Source organism: Janibacter indicus (assembly GCF_900176385.1).
In the GTDB taxonomy this organism is placed as follows: Bacteria; Actinomycetota; Actinomycetes; order Actinomycetales; family Dermatophilaceae; genus Janibacter; species Janibacter indicus.
In genome coordinates, this window is record NZ_FWXN01000003.1 from 15093 (window position 1) to 30701 (window position 15609).

Below are 15609 nucleotides of genomic sequence, written 5' to 3' on the forward strand. Positions count from 1 at the left end.
TCACCCGAGAAACTGCCCCTTGGCAAGAGTTTCAAACTCTTGCCAAGGGGCAGTTTCTCTTGCGGAGTGCCGAAGGGGGGTCAGCGCGCGAGCGGCGCGAAGAGCCAGATCGCCCACATCAGCTCGGCGAAGCCGGTGAGCCCGAGGGCCGGGATGAGTGCCTTGCCGGTCGCGCCGGAGCGCACCGCCTGGATCCCGGGCCAGGCGATGACCAGGCCCAGCAGGCCGATCGGGGCCCACGGGCGCCAGATCGCCATGAGCAGGGTGCACAGGATCGTCACGCCGAAGAGCCCGAGGTAGAGCTGACGGGTGCGCGTGTCACCGAGCCGGACCGCGAGCGTGGTCTTGCCGGTCACCGAGTCGGTGGGGATGTCGCGCAGGTTGTTGGCGACGAGGATCGCGCTGGCGAGGGCGCCGACGCCGATCGCGCCGAGCACACCGACCGCGGTGATCGAGCCGATCTGGGTGTACTGCGTGCCGAGCGTCGCGACGAGCCCGAAGAAGATGAAGACGTAGACCTCGCCGAGGCCGCGGTAGCCGTAGGGGTTGTCGCCGCCGGTGTAGCGCCAGGCCGCGAGGATCGCCAAGGCACCGATGGGGATCATGATCCACGCCTGGCTGAGCGCGACGAGCGCGAACCCGACGAAGGCGCCGATGCCGAAGAAGGTGAAGGCCATGAGCTTGACGTTGGCCGGGTCGGCGAGGCGCTGGCCGACCAGCCGCACCGGACCGACCCGCTCCTCGTCGGTGCCACGGATGCCGTCGCTGTAGTCGTTGGCGTAGTTGACGCCGACCTGCAGGCAGCACGAGACGATCAGGGCCAGCAGTGCCAGGCCGAGGTTGGCCCCCTTCGTCCCCTCCTCGACGTCCCGGTTGGCTGCTGCGGCGGCGGTGCCGACGATGACGGGGGCGAGTGCTGCGGGGAGGGTTCGCGGACGGGCGCCGGCGACCCACTGCTTGATGGTGGCCACGAGAGGCGATCCTACGAGGCGGTCAGCCCCCGAGCAGACGCGCCACGGCGGCACGGTCCGGCTTGCCCGGCCCCCGCATCGGCAGCTCGGGCACGACGAGCACGCGGCGGGGGAGCGCGGCGGACTCGAGGTGGGGCCGCAGCATCTCGCGGATCTCGCCGACCCCGGCGTCGGGGACCGGGCCGACCGGCGGGCCGCCGGGCGAGGTGACCGCGACGAGCGCGACGGCCTGGCCCCACTCGGGGTCGGGGACGCCGACGACGACCGCCTCGGTCACGGCGGGCACGTGGGCGAGGACGGCTTCCTCGACGAGGCGGGGCGCGATCTTGAGGCCGCCGGTGTTGATGAGGTCGTCGGCGCGGCCGGTGACGCTCACCCGACCCTTGTCGTCGACGCTGCCGAGGTCGCCGGTGCGGAACCAGCGCTGGCCCCCTTCGCTGCGGAAGGCGCCGGTGTCCGCGCCGAGGTAGCCGTGGGCGACGACCGGGCCACCGATCTCGAGGGCACCGGCGGCGTCGGTGCGCACCGCGACGCCCTGCAACGGCTGGCCGTTATAGACGCAACCACCGCCGGTCTCGGACATGCCATAGGTGGTCACCACGCGCACGCCCTCCGACCGCGCACGGTCGAGCAGCGCTGCGGGAGTGGCGGCCCCGCCCACGAGGATCGCGTCGAAGCGTCGCAGCGCCTCGAGCCCGAGCGGGTCGTCGACGAGCCGGGCGAGCAGGGTCGGCACGAGCGAGGTGTAGCGCCGCTCGGCGTGCATGCCGGCCGTCGCCTCCACCAGCGCGAAGGGGGTGACCCCCGACGGGTCCAGCGCCACCGGTGTCGTGCCGGCGGCGATGCTGCGCAGCAGCACCTGCAGGCCGGCGATGTGGTGCGCCGGCAACGCGAGCAGCCACTGGCCGTGCCCGCCGAGCCGCTGCGCGGTCGCCTCGGCGCTCGCGATGAGGTTGGCGGCGGTGAGCAGCGAGAGCTTCGGCGTGCCGGTCGAGCCGGAGGTCGCGATGGCGACGGCCAGGTCGGCGGGCAGCTCGCCCTCGGGCAGGCTCGGGGTCTCGCCGGGCGCGTGCGGGTGGATCGGCGCGGTGCCGGTCAGTGCCTGCTCGAGCGCGGGCAGCGCGTCGAGCGCGGCCAGGCCGGCGGGGAGGGGGAGGGGGGTGATCGGCACGGGACTCATCCTCTCCCATCGTCGCTGGCGTGCTCGGCCACCCGAGGTCCTCGGTGGAAATCTTGACTCCGCTCGTAGATTGACCTCATGAGTCAGGGGCCTCTGGAGAGCGAGACGTGTCGGGACGTCGTCGTGCCGGCGCTGCACTCCTCCGGGTGGGACCCGGCGGACATCCGAGAGCAGTACCCGGTCAAGGCGACCAGGAGCCTGCGGCTGGGGCGGCGCAGGCGAGAGCTGGGTGACGGCTTCGTCGACTACGTGCTCGAGGTCGACCAGGTACCCGTGGCTGTGGTCGAGGCCAAGCGCGCCTACCGATCGGCGTCGGACGGCCTGCAGCAGGCGGTGCGGTACGCGCAGCAGCTCGACGTGCCGCTCGCGTACTCCACCAACGGTGCAGAGATCATCGAGCGGGACATGGTCTCGGGCCATGAGCGTCGTGTCGACGGATTTGCTACTCCGCCGGAAGCGTGGTCGAGCTTCGTTCGGCTGCACGACCTCGACCCTGGTGGAGCAGACCTGCAGGCGCGTGGCTTCAACCGGCAGCAGAGGCTGGCCTCAGGAGATGTGCAGGAGCCCCGCTGGTACCAGGCCGTCGCGATCCGCCGGGTGCTCACCGAGATCGCTCGAGGTGAGCGCCGGGTTCTGCTCCTCATGGCCACGGGCACGGGCAAGACCTTCACCGCCATGCAGATCGTGCATCTGGTGCGGGAGCATGCGCGGGTCGTCACCCCCGAGCGCAACTACCGGGTCCTCTACCTCGCAGACCGCGACGCGCTGGTCGCCGATCCCATGGACAAGACCTTCCGGGTGGCCTTCGGTGGGGAGCCGCTCTTCCGGGTGGGGGGCACGGCCAACCTCAATCGCGAGGTCTACTTCGCGACCTATCAGTCCCTGGTGCAGGGTGACGAAGACCGACTCGACGAGTACCGGTCGGACTTCTTCGATCTCGTCATCGTCGACGAGTGCCACCGTGGGAGCGCCTCGGAGAACTCGTCGTGGCGCCGGATCCTCGACCACTTCGGCGGGGCGATCCAGCTCGGCCTGACGGCCACGCCGAAGCAGGACGACACGGTCGACACCTACCGGTACTTCGGCGATCCCGTCTTCACGTACTCGCTGCGGCAGGGCATCGAGGAGGGCTATCTCGCCCCCTACCGCGTGCGACGGGTCACGCTGAGTCCCGATGCTGACGGTTGGGAGCCGACGCCCGGGCAGGTGGACCGCTTCGGCCGCGAGATCCCGCAGGGCGTCTACACCACCCGGGACTTCGAGCGGCTGCTCCGCCTGCTGGCGCGCACGGATCTGGCGGCGGCCTACATCTCCGACCTGCTGCGCGCTGACCCCACGGCCCGGACGATGATCTTCTGCGTCGACGCCCAGCACGCCGACGACATGCGTCAGGCGTTGGTCAACGCCAACCCGGATCTGGTGGCGGCCGACCCGGAGTGGGCAGTACGCATCGTCGGTGTCGAAGGGGAGAAGACCCGCCTCCTGGAGGCCTTCTGCGACCCGCGGCAGGACTCGCCGGTCGTGGCGACGACGTCCCGGCTGCTGTCGACGGGCATCGACGTGCCCGATCTCAAGTACGTCGTGATCTTCCGCGCCGTCGGGTCGATCGTGGAGTTCAAGCAGATCGTGGGGCGTGGCACTCGCCTGTACCCGGACAAGGACAAGACGTCCTTCGAGATCGTCGACTTCGTCGGGGCGACGCGGCACTTCGAGGACCCTGACTTCGATGGTTATCCCGTGCGAATCATCTGCGACCCGCCGCTGGAGGGCGGCGGTAGCGACGAAGGGGGCGATGCCGCCGTGCACGAGCCCGAGCCTCCATTCGTCGTGCACAACCCGGGCGACCCGGACGTTGGAGGTCCGCCGTCGCCCGACCACGACCCTGAGCATCAGGGCAGGCCGACCTTCGTCGTCGACGAGGGGGGCTTCTCGGTGGTCTCCGAGTCGCTCCATGTGGTCGACCACTCCAGCGGAAAGCTGCGGTTGACCGAGTACGGCGAGTTCGTCGCGGGCGTGGTCCGCCGGGTGGCGCCGACGCCCAGCGACCTGGCGCGCCAGTGGTCACGGAGGCCGTCGCGCGATGAAGTGCTGACCCTCCTCGAGGACGAGGGCATCGAGGTCGACGCGCTGCTGCCGGTCGGCGAAGGGGACGTGGATCCGTTCGACTTCCTCGTCCAGCTCGCGTGGGGCCTGCCCTCGCGGACGCGAGCCGAGAGGGCGCGGCGGGTGCGAGAGCGTCACCACGCCGATCTCGAGCGGCGCTCCCAGCTGGCGCGAGAGGTGCTGACGCGGCTGCTCGACGTCTACGCGGAGCGGGGCATCGACGAGGTCTCCTCGCCGGAGCGGCTGCGCCTGCCCGAGATCGTCCCCTTGGGCACGGTGCGAGAGATCGCCGGGGCCTTTGGCGACCCGGCGGACATGCATGCTGCGATCGACGAGCTGCAGGAGTGGCTGTACACGGACGAGTCGGCGTGAGCGCAAAACTAAAGATTTCGTTGAGTTTCGACGGTGATAGGCTGCGTCGGTGCCCGGCTCTCGACAGGATCTGCGTCAGCAGCTGAGCGCGCTCGCCTTCCAGCAGGCTGGCTACTTCACGGCTGCTCAGGCCCTCGAGGTCGGGTACTCCTACCAAGCGCAGAAGTACCACGCCGACCACGGCAACTGGGTGCGTGTGCAGCGGGCCCTTTTCCGGCTGCCGGGGTGGCCCAGCGAGGCGACCGACGCCTACGCCCGTTGGTCGGTCTGGTCCCGTGGGTGCGGGGTGGTGTCCCACGAGTCGGCCCTGACTGCCCACGACCTGTCCGACGTCAACCCCGCCCAGGTCCACCTGACGGTCCCGGCGGACTTCCGTGCGTCCGACAGCGCCGTGGTGCTGCATCGGGGTGAGGTGCCGAGCGATGACATCGAGCAGCGCCCCGGGTGGCGGGTGACCGCGCCCCTGCGCACCCTGATCGACGTCGCCGGATCAGACACTCCGCTCGAGTTCGTCGAGGACGCCGTCGCCGACGCACTCGAGCGCGGGCTGGTGACCCCGAGGCGTCTGACCTCGGGTGCGACGTCCCGCGGCGGACGGGCCGCGGAGCGCCTCCCGGACGTCCTTGCCCGGATCGGGGCCGGGTGACATCGCCACGCGCCCAGGGCCTGGGCGATCGGATTCGAGTCGCTGCCCACGATCGCGCCGAGGACCCGCAGCGTCTGCGCCGTGGGCTGGTCTTCCAGCGACTCCTCGCACGCTTGGCTCCCCATGGCTTGGTCCTCAAAGGTGGGTACTGCTTGGAAGTGCGCCTGGGACAGGTTGCCCGCACCACCCAGGACATCGATCTCGTGGGCTGGCTGGCTCTTGCGTCCGATCCCGATGACCTGCTTGATGCGCTCGAGGGCGCCTTGCGTGGTGACTTCGATGACGGGTTCTCCTTCCGTGCCGCAGCGCCACGCAGGCTGCGTGGCGAAGGGGCGACCAGCCCGGCGTGGCGTGTTCCCGTCGAGGCGCTGGTCGACGGTGCCCACTTCGCTCACATCAAGCTCGACCTCGTCGGTCAGCTCGACGAGGTCGAGGGAGCGACCGAGCTGATCGAGGTCCGCGCCCCGATCGCGGCGCCGGCGTGCGGGGCCGTCGCCGTCACGGCCGTGGACGTCTACCAGCACGCAGCAGAAAAGCTGCATGCCTACTCGCGGCTGTACGCCGGCGGCCGCCCGTCCTCCCGGGTCAAGGATCTCGTCGACCTCGTCCTGCTCATCGATGCGGGACTGCTGGTCGACGCCCGGCGTCTCGGCACGCGGTTGGCAGTCGTGTGGAGCGTTCGCGATCGGACCCAGCCGCCGGCGTCGCTCCCTTCGCCACCGCCCACCTGGGCCGACGACATGGCCCGGCTCCTCGGGGGCCATGGGCCGCCCGACCTCTCCCTGTCGGCCGCGCATGATCTGGTGGCCACCCTTTATGCCTCTGCCATCGATGACGAAGGAACCTCCGCGTGACCCCTCCCCGGACCAAGAAGTCCAGCCAGCCGCCGACGACCCGTGCGCGACTCCAGTCGGTGATCAAGGAGTCGCGCAACATCATGCGCAAGGACGCCGGTCTCAACGGTGAGCTCGACCGGTTGCCACAACTGGCGTGGCTGCTCTTCCTGCGGGCCCTCGACGAGGTCGAGGTGGAGCGCCAGATGAAGGACCCCGAATACGTCCCGGCAGTGGTGGGCCGGTACCGGTGGTGCGAGTGGACGCAGGGAGACCTGACTGGACCGGCCCTGCTCACCTTCGTCGACGTGCAGCTGCTTCCGCATCTGCGCGAGCTGCGGGGTTCGGGCCGCGCCGGTGACCCCAAGGACACCGTGGCGCAGATCTTCCAGTACATCGCCAACCGGATGCACAGCGGGTATCTGCTGGCAGATCTCGTCGCCCAGCTCGACAAGATCGACTTCGCCAACGCGGACGACATCCACACCATGGCCCACCTCTACGAGTCGATGCTCAAGGAGATGCGGGATGCCGCCGGTGATTCGGGCGAGTTCTACACGCCGCGCCCGCTCGTGCGCTTCATGACCGAGATGGTCGACCCGCAACCGGGCGAGGTGGTCTTGGACCCGGCCATGGGCACCGGGGGGTTCCTCGTGGAGGCCTTCGACCACATGAGCCGGCAGGCAACCACCACCCGTCAGCTCGAGGCAGTCCAGGAGGGGATCCGCGGCACGGAGAAGAAGTCGATGCCGTACCTGCTCGCGCAGATGAACTTCCTGCTTCACGGCATCGACCGCCCTTCGGTCGTGCAGACCAATGCCCTGGACGTCACCATCGCCGAGATGCGCAACGACGGGGTGGACGTCGTCCTCACCAACCCGCCCTTCGGTGGGGAGGAGGAAAAGGGGGTTCAGGGCAATTTCCCGAGCGGGCTCCGGACGGCCGAGACGGTGTGGCTCTTCCTGCAGGCCGTCCTGGCGCGCCTGGACACGAAGAAGGGGCGGTGCGCCATCGTCGTGCCGAACTCGGTGCTCTTCGACCAGGGCATCGGCGCCCGGGTGAAGAAGGCGCTGATGAAGGACTACAACCTCCACACCGTGCTACGCCTGCCCAACGGCGTGTTCGCGCCGTACACGCTCATCCCGAGCAATGTGCTCTTCTTCGACCGCGGCACGCAGCAGGACCACGTCTGGTTCTACGAGCACCCGTTGCCCGAGGGGCGCAAGAACTACACGAAGACCAAGCCGCTTGCGTATGACGAGTTCGCCGAATGCGCCGCGTGGTGGGGGGGACGTGAGCGAGAGGGGCGAAGGGAGACCGAGCGGGCCTGGCAGGTGCCCGTCGCGGAGATCTTCGAGTCCGGCTACAACCTCGACCTGCGCAACCCGAACCGGCCCGATGACCTGACGCACCGTCCGCCGGCGGAGCTGATCGCCGAGCTCATCGAGACCGAGCGCGAGATGCTCACCCTGCTCGAGCAGCTGGAGCGGGAGATCAAGGACTTCGCGCTGTGAACATTGAGTGGGTGCGCGTCGGTGACGTGCTGGAGCTGCAGCGGACACCGATCGAGGTGGCGCTGACGGAGTCGTACAAGCGTATTGGCATCTATTCGTGGGGCCGGGGGATTCTTCACCGCCCAGAAGTCGCCGGCACCGAGATGGGCAGCCTTCGGTACTTCACCTTCCCTGTGGGGTCGCTGATGCTCAGCAACATCCAAGCGTGGGAAGCCGCCGTTGCAGTGACGTCCGAGGCCGAGGCGAACTACGTCGCTTCCAACAGATTCCTTCCCTACGTGCCCACGACAGATCGAGTCGATGTCCGGTACTTGGCTCACTACTTCGTCAGCGACCGAGGCCTCGAACAGCTGCGATATGCGAGTCCCGGCACGCAGGTGCGGAACCGGACGCTCGGCAAGAAGCTCTTCGAGAACCTGACGATCCCCCTCCCGCCCATCGACGAGCAACGCCGCATCGCCGCCCACCTGGACTGGGTCCAGTCGATCAGCAGGTCGATGGAGTCGCATGCGGGCAAGTTTCCTATGACCGTCCTTCCCCGAGCGTCAGCGGCGGCCATTATCGCTGCGGAATTGCCCATGACGACCGTCGGCGAGTTGGCCTCCGTGGCCCCCGAGACGGTCCACCCCGGTGATCCATTGCAAGGAGCTGCTGAATTTGTTGGTCTGGAGCATGTGCACTCGCATTCCGGAATCCGGCATGGTTCGCGCGCCATTGGCGAGGAGTCGGGCCGGAAGTTTCTGTTCCGCCCGGGTCAGCTGACCTATGGATACCTTCGTCCATACCTCAACAAGGTGTGGGTCGCAGACCGGATTGGGCTGTGCTCGGTGGAGCAATTCGTGTTGGATCCAGTGGATGGCGTCGACCCGGACCTCTTGGGGCATCTTCTGCGCAGCGCTCATGTACTGGATCAGTCTGTGGCGGCAACCAACCAACTCCACCTGCCGAGACTCAGCTTGAAGACACTGCTCGCGATGCAAGTGCCCGATGTTCGACGCGCTCCGCGGAGCCTTGTCGGTCGTCTCGATGCCCTCAGGGACCGGTTCGTGCGAGCTCACGAGTTGTCCAACGAGATGACTGCATTGAAGAAGGGGCTACTCCCCGCCGCCCGCAACGAGATCTTCACCGCGATGCGGTGACGCTGCACCACCGATCTCCCGCGACGATGACGTGGTCGAGGAAGCGCAGGCCGACCTCGCCGCACGCGAGACCCAGTCGCCGCGTGACGGCGACGTCCTCGGCGCTGGGCTCGGTCCCGCCACCGGGATGATTGTGTGCCACGGCGACCGACACGGCGTCGTGACGCAAGGCGATCGACAGCACTTCGCGGACCGGTACCAGGCTGCTGGTGGCACCACCGCTCGCGACGGTCTCGATGCGACGGACCCGGTTACGACCGTCGAGCAGCACCAGCAGCACCCGTTCGGTCCGCGCTCGGCCGATCCGGGTCGCCGCGATCGTGGCGATGTCTGCCGAGGTGGTCACCGCCGCGCCTTCGTGAGGGGTGATCCGATCGGCCAAGGCGAAGGCCGCCACGAGTCGGCAGGCCTTGGCGGGTCCTACGCCGGGCGTCCGTGACAGCTCGTCGACGTCTGCCCGCGCCAGCCCGCCGACGCCGCCCCACTCGGTCAGCAGCGACCGAGCCAGGGCCATCACCCCTTCGCCCTGCCGCCCCGTGCCGAGGTGGACCGCGACGAGCTCCGCATCCGACAGCGCGCCCGCCCCGAGTGCCATGAGCCGCTCGCGCGGCTGGTCGGAGGTCAGGCGGTCATCGGGCACCCGTCGACGCTAGAGCAGTCGGCGACGACGCGGCCCGCGCCATCCACAGGGCCTCAGCCCCAGAAGATGCTGGTGGGGTCCTCGTCGATCTCGGCCAACAGCTCGGCTGCCGAGCCGCTGAAGACCGTGCCCTCGCGGTACTCGTGCCAGCGACTGTTGCGATCAGGCCAGTGCAGCGTCCACCGCCGCTCTTCGGGGACGTACCGCAGCTGAGCCAGGGGTTGGTGGGTCCAGTCCCCTTCGCCGTCCCAGGGAGCGCGCGTCTCGCAGATGGTGACGTGGCGGCCCCGCACGTGGTGCTCGGCCCGGACCTCGTCGGCGAACCGCACCGGCCACTTCTCCCCGCAGTACGCCGCGATCCGGCGCAGGTCGGTCTCGGGCAGCAGTACTCCGCCCATCAGAAGTACCAGGGGAAGGGCGACCAGTCCGGGTCACGCTTCTCGAGGAACTGGTCGCGACCCTCGACCGCCTCGTCGGTCATGTACGCCAGACGGGTCGCCTCGCCGGCGAAGACCTGCTGGCCCATGAGGCCGTCGTCGGTGAGGTTGAAGGCGAACTTGAGCATCCGGATCGCGGTGGGGGACTTGGCCATGATCTCGCGGGCCATCTGCAGCGCCTCGGTCTCGAGCTCGGCGTGCTCGACGACGGCGTTGACCGCGCCCATCTCGTACATCTCCTGGCCGGTGTAGGCCCGGCCGAGGAAGAAGATCTCGCGAGCGCGCTTCTGCCCCACCATCTTTGCGAGGTAGGCGCTGCCGTAGCCGCCGTCGAAGGAGCCGACGTCTGCGTCGGTCTGCTTGAAGCGGGCGTGCTGGCTGGCGAGGGTCATGTCGCACACGACGTGCAGCGAGTGCCCGCCGCCGGCGGCCCAGCCGCCGACCAGTGCGATGACGACCTTGGGCATGGTGCGGATGAGGCGCTGGACCTCGAGGATGTGGAGGCGCCCCCCTTCGGCCTTGACCCGACGCTCGTCGATGCCGGCCGCGGAGTCGTCGCCACCGGGGTCGGCGGCGTACTGGTAGCCCGAGCGGCCGCGGATGCGCTGGTCGCCGCCGGTGCAGAAGGCCCAGCCCTCGGTCGTCGCGCTGCTGCCCTCGCGCGGGGTCGGGCCGTTGCCCGTGAGCAGGACGACGCCGACGTCGGGGGTGCGGCGGGCGTGGTCGAGGGTGCGGTAGAGCTCGTCGACGGTGTGCGGCCGGAAGGCGTTGAGGATCTCCGGACGGTCGAAGGCGATGCGCACGCAGCCGACGTCCTTGGCGCGGTGGTAGGTCAGGTCGGTGAGGTCCTCGAAGCCGGGGACCACCTCCCAGGCCTGCGGGTCGAAGGTCTCGCTGACGTCGTCCAGTGCGCTCACGGGGGCGAGCCTAACCACCGCGAGGACGAAGGGGGCCGCCCCCGTCAGGCGACGAGGCTGACGAGCAGGACCATCGGCAGCGAGACGACGGCGCCGAGCGAGGTCGCCAGGGTGAGCGTCTTGAGCGCGCCCTTGGTCGACAGGCCGAGCAGGCTCTTGAACATCCAGAAGAAGTTGCTGTTGACGTGCAGCGCGAACATCGCGCCCGAGGCGATGGCGAGCGCGACGACGACCGGCGCGACACCGGTCGAGGCGACGACCGGGCCGATGATGCCGGAGGCGGTGATCGCCCCCACCGACACCGAGCCGATGGCGAAGTGCAGCAGGGCCGCGATGAACCACGCGAGCAGCACGGTGATGAGCACCGGTGCGCCGGCGTCGGCGGAGAAGAGGCCCTCGAGCGTCTTGTCGAGGCCGGTCTCGGTGATGACCGCGCCGAGCGAGCCGCCGATGCCGGTGATGAGCAGGATCTCGCCGGTCGTGCGGAAGCCGCCCGAGAGGGCGTGCTCGGTGCCGTCGGAGCCCAGCGTCGAGCGGCCGATGACGAAGGCGATGAGCAGGCCGATGAAGAGCGCGATGTTGGCATCGCCGACGAAGGCGATGGCCGCATTGCTCGCATCGAAAAGGTCCATGAAGGCGCCGAAGGCGATGAGCACGAGCGGCACGAGGATCGGGGTGAGGCGCAGCAGCAGCGGCAGACGAAGCGCCTGCTCGGGCACGGCGTCCGGGTCGTCCAGGTCGGCGTCGGCGGAGCTGCCCGTGCCCTCGTGCCCGAGGTCCCCGCGGGCGAGGTAGGCGGCGTGGCCAGGGTTGTCGGGGTGCTCCTCCTCGTCGGGGTCGACGTCGGTGCGCTCGTCCCAGAAGCGGGTCTGCAGCAGCAGGCGGAAGAGGAAGGTGGTGAGCAGCGCGGTGGCGATGCCGATCGGCGCACCGAAGATCAGGTACTCGCCGAGCGGGAGCTTCAGCTGGCCGGCGACGGCGACCGCGGCCAGACCCGGCACGACGAAGACGTAGCCGGCGAAGATGCCGATGCCGATGGCGCCGGCGAGCCACGGCAGGCCCTTGCGGCGGTCGACGACCGGTGCCGCCTGGCGGGCCATCGGCGAGGCGAGGACGACCTGCACGTCGACGTAGATCGAGGGGAAGATCGCCGACAGGGCGGCGGTCATCGCATAGGGGAGCTTGCGGCCGACCCGGCGGGCGATGATCTCCACGAGCGCCCGGAAGGTGCCCGTCGCCTGCAGGAGCGAGCCGATGAGCACGCCGAAGCCGATGAGCAGACCGACCTCGCCCATGATCTCGCCGAAGCCGGTCGTGATCGCCGCGACGGTGTCGGCCGGCCCCACCCCCGCCGACAGGCCGAGGAAGACCGACGAGATGATCAGCGAGATCACCGGGTCGACCTTGAAGCGGAGGATGAGCACGATCGCCAGGGCGATCGCGACGAGCGTCAGTGCGATGTCCACGGCAGACGACCCTACGCGTCCGTGAGCACGGTCACACCTTCGGTCCACGACCCGAGGTGGCGCCGTCGACCCCCCTTCGCGTCTGATGGAGCCATGACCGACTCCCACGTCGCCCTGGTCACCGGTGCCTCCTCGGGCATCGGCGAGGCCGCCGCCGTCGCCCTCGCCGAGGCGGGGTGGACCGTCGTCGGGGCCGCCCGGCGCCTCGAGCGCCTCGAGTCCCTCCGCACGAAGGGGGTGACCCCGCACGTCGTCGACGTGAGCGACGACGACTCGATGGTGACCCTCGTCGACGACGTCGTCGCCGAGCACGGCCGCATCGACGTCCTCGTCAACAATGCCGGCTACTCGGTCTTCGGTGCGGTCGAGGACGTCCCGGTCGAGGTGGCCCGGCGTCAGCTCGAGGTCAACGTGCTCGGGCTGTCGCGGATGAGCCAGCTCGTGCTGCCGCACATGCGCGCTGCCGGCGCCGGACGGATCATCAACATCGCGTCCGTCGCCGGCCACGTCAGCGAGCCGCTCGGCGGCTGGTACCACGCGAGCAAGTACGCGGTGGAGGCTCTCAGCGACGCGATGCGGATGGAGCTGGCGCCGCACGGCGTGCGCGTGGCGATCATCGAGCCGGGGGCGATCCGCACCGAGTTCGGCGACATCGCGGCGGACTCGCTCGCCGAGTACTCCGGATCGGGGGCCTATGCCGGCCAGGCGCGCCGGATGGCCCGGGCGCACGAGAGGATGTTCGGCGCCGACGCAGCCGAGGTCGACGTCGTCGTCGACGCGATCGTGCACGCGGCGACGGCGCGCCGGCCGCGCAGCCGCTACCAGGTGCCCGCCTCCGCCCGGGCGATGGTCGCGGCGACCAAGGTCGTGCCCAGCCCGGTGATGGATGCGGTGATGGGGCGCATGTTCGGCACCCACCGTCGCTGACGTCGCGCGCGGGCCCGACTGAGGCAGGCTGTCCCCATGGCGACCACGCAGTCGACCCGGGTGCGCCGGGCAGTCCAGCGGTACGCCGCGAGCTTCGAGGAGCTGCGCGGCGTCACCGACGCCTACGTCACGCTCGTCACCCGGTTGCTCGACGACGCCGGTATCAACTACCTGACCGTCACCGGGCGGACGAAGTCGGTCGAGTCCTTCGCGGGCAAGGCCGCTCGCCGCCTGCCGGGTGGTCGGATGGCCCACCCCAAGCCGCTCACCGACATCACCGACCAGGTCGGGGTGCGGGTCGTCACCTATGTCCTCGCCGACGTCGACGCGGTCGCGCAGCTGCTCTCCTCGCAGCTCGAGGTCCACGAGGACCGCGACATGGGCCAGGAGACGGCGGCGGCCGGCCGCTTCGGCTACTCCAGCCGGCACCTCCTCGTGGGTCTGGGCGAGGACCGGGACGAGCCGGGCATCCCGCCCGAGCGGCCCGCGTCGGTGCAGATCCGCACGGTGCTCCAGCACGCGTGGGCGGAGTTCGAGCACGACGTGCGCTACAAGGGCTCGGTCTCGGCCGAGCACGCCCCCGACTTCGACCGTCGCTTCACCCTCGCCGCCGGTCTGCTCGAGCTGGCCGACCAGCAGTTCTCCGCGATCCGTGACCGGCACCGCGACGAGCTGACCTCGCCGGCCGACGGCGACGACGACGACCCGCGGATCAGCCCGACCGACCTCGCGGCCTTCCTCGCCGGGCAGTTCACCGATGCCGGCTGGTCACGCACCGACCACTACGCGTGGATCAGCGGCCTGCTGCTCGAGCTCGGCATCAGCTCGCTGTCCGAGCTGCGCGAGGTGCTGCGCGAGGTCGACGTCCCCGCCATCGACCACCACATGGGCTACCGCTACCCGCCCGGTGCGGTGCGCCGCCTCGACGACGCCCTGCTGTCGGTCTACGGCGAGCGCTACATCGCGCTCCACGGCAATGCCCACCGGCTCGCCCTGCTGCGTGCCCGGCTGGCTCGTCTCCCGGACTAACGTCGGGGCATGGCCCTGCACCTGTACTCGCTGACCGTCGACGCCCGGGACCACCGGGCCCTGGCCCGGTGGTGGGCCGACGTCCTCGGGTGGCGGATCGGCTACGAGGACGAGCACGAGTGCGAGGTGCTCCCGCCGGAGGCCAGCCCCGACCCCGTCGACGAGACGGCCACCTGGTTGGCCCGCCGCACGATGCTCAGCTTCGTCCCGGTGCCCGAGGGCAAGAGCGTCAAGAACCGGCTGCACATCGACCTCGCCCCGCACATCGGCCAGGACCGTGACGCGGAGATCGAGGCACTGCTGGCGAAGGGAGCCACCCGCGCCGCCGTCGGTCAGGACGACGACGAGGTGACGTGGACGGTGCTCGCCGACCCGGAGGGCAACGAGTTCTGCGTGCTCTCCAGCCGCGACCGATGACCCCGGCCGTCACGGTCGACGAGCTGCTCGACGGGCTGCACGTCGTCGTCCTGCCGCTCGCCACCCGGTTTCGTGGGGTGGCCGAGCGCGAGGTCGCCCTCGTGGAGGGACCGGCCGGCTGGGCGGAGTTCGCCCCCTTCGTCGAGTACGCCCCGCCCGAAGCCGCCCGCTGGCTCGACGCCACGATCGAGGCGGCGTGGGACGGGTGGCCGACCCCGCTGCGGACCGAGGTGCCGGTCAACGCCACGGTCCCCGCGGTGGCCGCTGAGCAGGTGGCCGGGGTGCTCGCCCGCTACGACGGCTGCACGACCGCCAAGGTCAAGGTCGCCGAGCGCGGGCAGGCGCTCGCCGACGACCTCGACCGGGTCGCGGCCGTCCGCGACGTCATGGGCGCCGACGCCCGGGTGCGCGTCGACGCCAACGGCGGCTGGTCGCTCACCGAAGCCGTCGACGCGGTGGCGGCGCTCGCCCCCTTCGGTCTGGAGTACGTCGAGCAGCCGTGCGCCGGCGTCCGCGACCTCGCCCGGCTGCGGGTCGAGCTGGCCCGCCGCGGGCTGGCGGTGCCGGTCGCGGCCGACGAGTCGATCCGCAAGGCGGAGGACCCCCTCGAGGTCGCCCGGCTCGGCGCCGCCGACGTCGTGGTCGTCAAGGTCGCGCCGCTCGGCGGGGTCCGCTCCGCCCTGCGGATCGTCGAGGACTGCGGGCTGCCCGCGGTCGTCTCCTCGGCCATCGACTCCAGCATCGGGCTGCGCGCGGGCGTCGCCCTCGCCGCGGCCCTCCCACGGCTCGAGCACGCCTGCGGACTGGGCACCGGCGCCCTGCTCACCGCCGACGTCACCGCCGACCCGATGGTGCCGGTCTCCGGTGCGCTGGGGGTGCGTGACGTCGTCGTCGACCCCGACCGGCTGGCGGCGCACGCCGCGCCGCCGGAGCGGGCGGCCTGGTGGCGCGAGCGGGTCCGGGCCGCCCACGCGGCGCGCGGCTGACGGTCCACACACCCGGTGGCGTGGGCCCCACG

Annotated in this window: 15 protein-coding genes; 9 read left to right on the forward strand and 6 right to left on the reverse strand. The window is 70.4% G+C overall.

From position 1 onward, the window contains the following. Window positions 1-80: 80 nt before the first annotated feature. Together B9B60_RS03640 and menE are read right to left on the reverse strand one after the other, a co-directional pair. Window positions 81-971, reverse strand: coding sequence for a 1,4-dihydroxy-2-naphthoate polyprenyltransferase (locus tag B9B60_RS03640; protein WP_072623660.1), 891 nt, complete (start codon window positions 969-971; stop codon window positions 81-83). 22 nt (window positions 972-993) lie between these two features. Continuing rightward, window positions 994-2142: an o-succinylbenzoate--CoA ligase gene (gene menE / locus B9B60_RS03645; protein WP_407656452.1), complete on the reverse strand. Its 1149-nt coding sequence runs from the start codon at window positions 2140-2142 to the stop codon at window positions 994-996. Between the two features lie 87 nt (window positions 2143-2229). Here menE and hsdR point away from each other — a divergent pair, with 87 nt between their 5' ends. From hsdR to B9B60_RS03670, 5 genes are read left to right on the forward strand one after another with little or no spacing between them, the layout of a single operon-like run. After that, complete coding sequence (hsdR, locus tag B9B60_RS03650) at window positions 2230-4626, forward strand: EcoAI/FtnUII family type I restriction enzme subunit R (protein ID WP_143445421.1); 2397 nt, start codon at window positions 2230-2232, stop codon at window positions 4624-4626. A 49-nt stretch (window positions 4627-4675) separates the two neighbouring features. After that, window positions 4676-5272 carry a type IV toxin-antitoxin system AbiEi family antitoxin domain-containing protein gene (locus tag B9B60_RS03655; RefSeq protein ID WP_072623663.1) on the forward strand — a complete coding sequence of 199 codons (597 nt, stop codon included), beginning with the start codon at window positions 4676-4678 and terminating at the stop codon, window positions 5270-5272. Continuing rightward, window positions 5269-6126, forward strand: a complete 858-nt coding sequence (locus tag B9B60_RS03660) for a nucleotidyl transferase AbiEii/AbiGii toxin family protein (protein WP_083545975.1) — start codon at window positions 5269-5271, stop codon at window positions 6124-6126. Before B9B60_RS03655 ends, B9B60_RS03660 begins: the two co-directional genes overlap by 4 nt. Continuing rightward, the gene (locus B9B60_RS03665; protein ID WP_143445422.1) at window positions 6123-7619 is read left to right on the forward strand and encodes a class I SAM-dependent DNA methyltransferase; all 1497 of its coding nucleotides are present in this window, start codon (window positions 6123-6125) and stop codon (window positions 7617-7619) included. Before B9B60_RS03660 ends, B9B60_RS03665 begins: the two co-directional genes overlap by 4 nt. Continuing rightward, complete coding sequence (locus tag B9B60_RS03670) at window positions 7616-8758, forward strand: restriction endonuclease subunit S (protein ID WP_084449929.1); 1143 nt, start codon at window positions 7616-7618, stop codon at window positions 8756-8758. The genes B9B60_RS03665 and B9B60_RS03670 overlap by 4 nt, the downstream gene beginning before the upstream one ends. On the opposite strand, the gene radC is transcribed toward B9B60_RS03670, so the two are convergent. From radC to B9B60_RS03690, 4 genes are read right to left on the reverse strand one after another with little or no spacing between them, the layout of a single operon-like run. Continuing rightward, on the reverse strand, window positions 8742-9398 hold the full coding sequence (radC, locus tag B9B60_RS03675) for a RadC family protein (protein ID WP_234993724.1): 657 nt from the start codon (window positions 9396-9398) through the stop codon (window positions 8742-8744). The two genes, B9B60_RS03670 and radC, sit on opposite strands and share 17 nt — an antisense overlap. 53 nt (window positions 9399-9451) lie before the next feature. Beyond that, a complete protein-coding gene (locus B9B60_RS03680; RefSeq protein WP_200811147.1) occupies window positions 9452-9796 on the reverse strand; it encodes a DUF3024 domain-containing protein in 345 nt (114 codons plus the stop codon). Then, entirely contained in the window at window positions 9796-10752 is a 957-nt protein-coding gene (locus tag B9B60_RS03685) for a 1,4-dihydroxy-2-naphthoyl-CoA synthase (protein WP_084449930.1), read from the reverse strand. The genes B9B60_RS03680 and B9B60_RS03685 overlap by 1 nt, the downstream gene beginning before the upstream one ends. A 44-nt stretch (window positions 10753-10796) precedes the next feature. Continuing rightward, entirely contained in the window at window positions 10797-12218 is a 1422-nt protein-coding gene (locus B9B60_RS03690) for a GntP family permease (RefSeq protein WP_084449931.1), read from the reverse strand. A 93-nt stretch (window positions 12219-12311) separates the two neighbouring features. Between B9B60_RS03690 and B9B60_RS03695 the strand changes: the two genes are divergently transcribed. From B9B60_RS03695 to B9B60_RS03710, 4 genes are read left to right on the forward strand one after another with little or no spacing between them, the layout of a single operon-like run. After that, the gene (locus tag B9B60_RS03695; RefSeq protein WP_084449932.1) at window positions 12312-13145 is read left to right on the forward strand and encodes an oxidoreductase; all 834 of its coding nucleotides are present in this window, start codon (window positions 12312-12314) and stop codon (window positions 13143-13145) included. Window positions 13146-13181: 36 nt separating this feature from the next. Continuing rightward, window positions 13182-14174 (forward strand): GTP pyrophosphokinase, encoded by a 993-nt coding sequence (locus B9B60_RS03700; protein ID WP_084449933.1) that lies wholly within the window; start codon window positions 13182-13184, stop codon window positions 14172-14174. A 9-nt stretch (window positions 14175-14183) separates the two neighbouring features. Next, window positions 14184-14591 carry a VOC family protein gene (locus tag B9B60_RS03705; RefSeq protein WP_084449934.1) on the forward strand — a complete coding sequence of 136 codons (408 nt, stop codon included), beginning with the start codon at window positions 14184-14186 and terminating at the stop codon, window positions 14589-14591. Continuing rightward, on the forward strand, window positions 14588-15577 hold the full coding sequence (locus B9B60_RS03710; protein WP_084449935.1) for an o-succinylbenzoate synthase: 990 nt from the start codon (window positions 14588-14590) through the stop codon (window positions 15575-15577). Before B9B60_RS03705 ends, B9B60_RS03710 begins: the two co-directional genes overlap by 4 nt. Window positions 15578-15609: the final 32 nt, after the last annotated feature.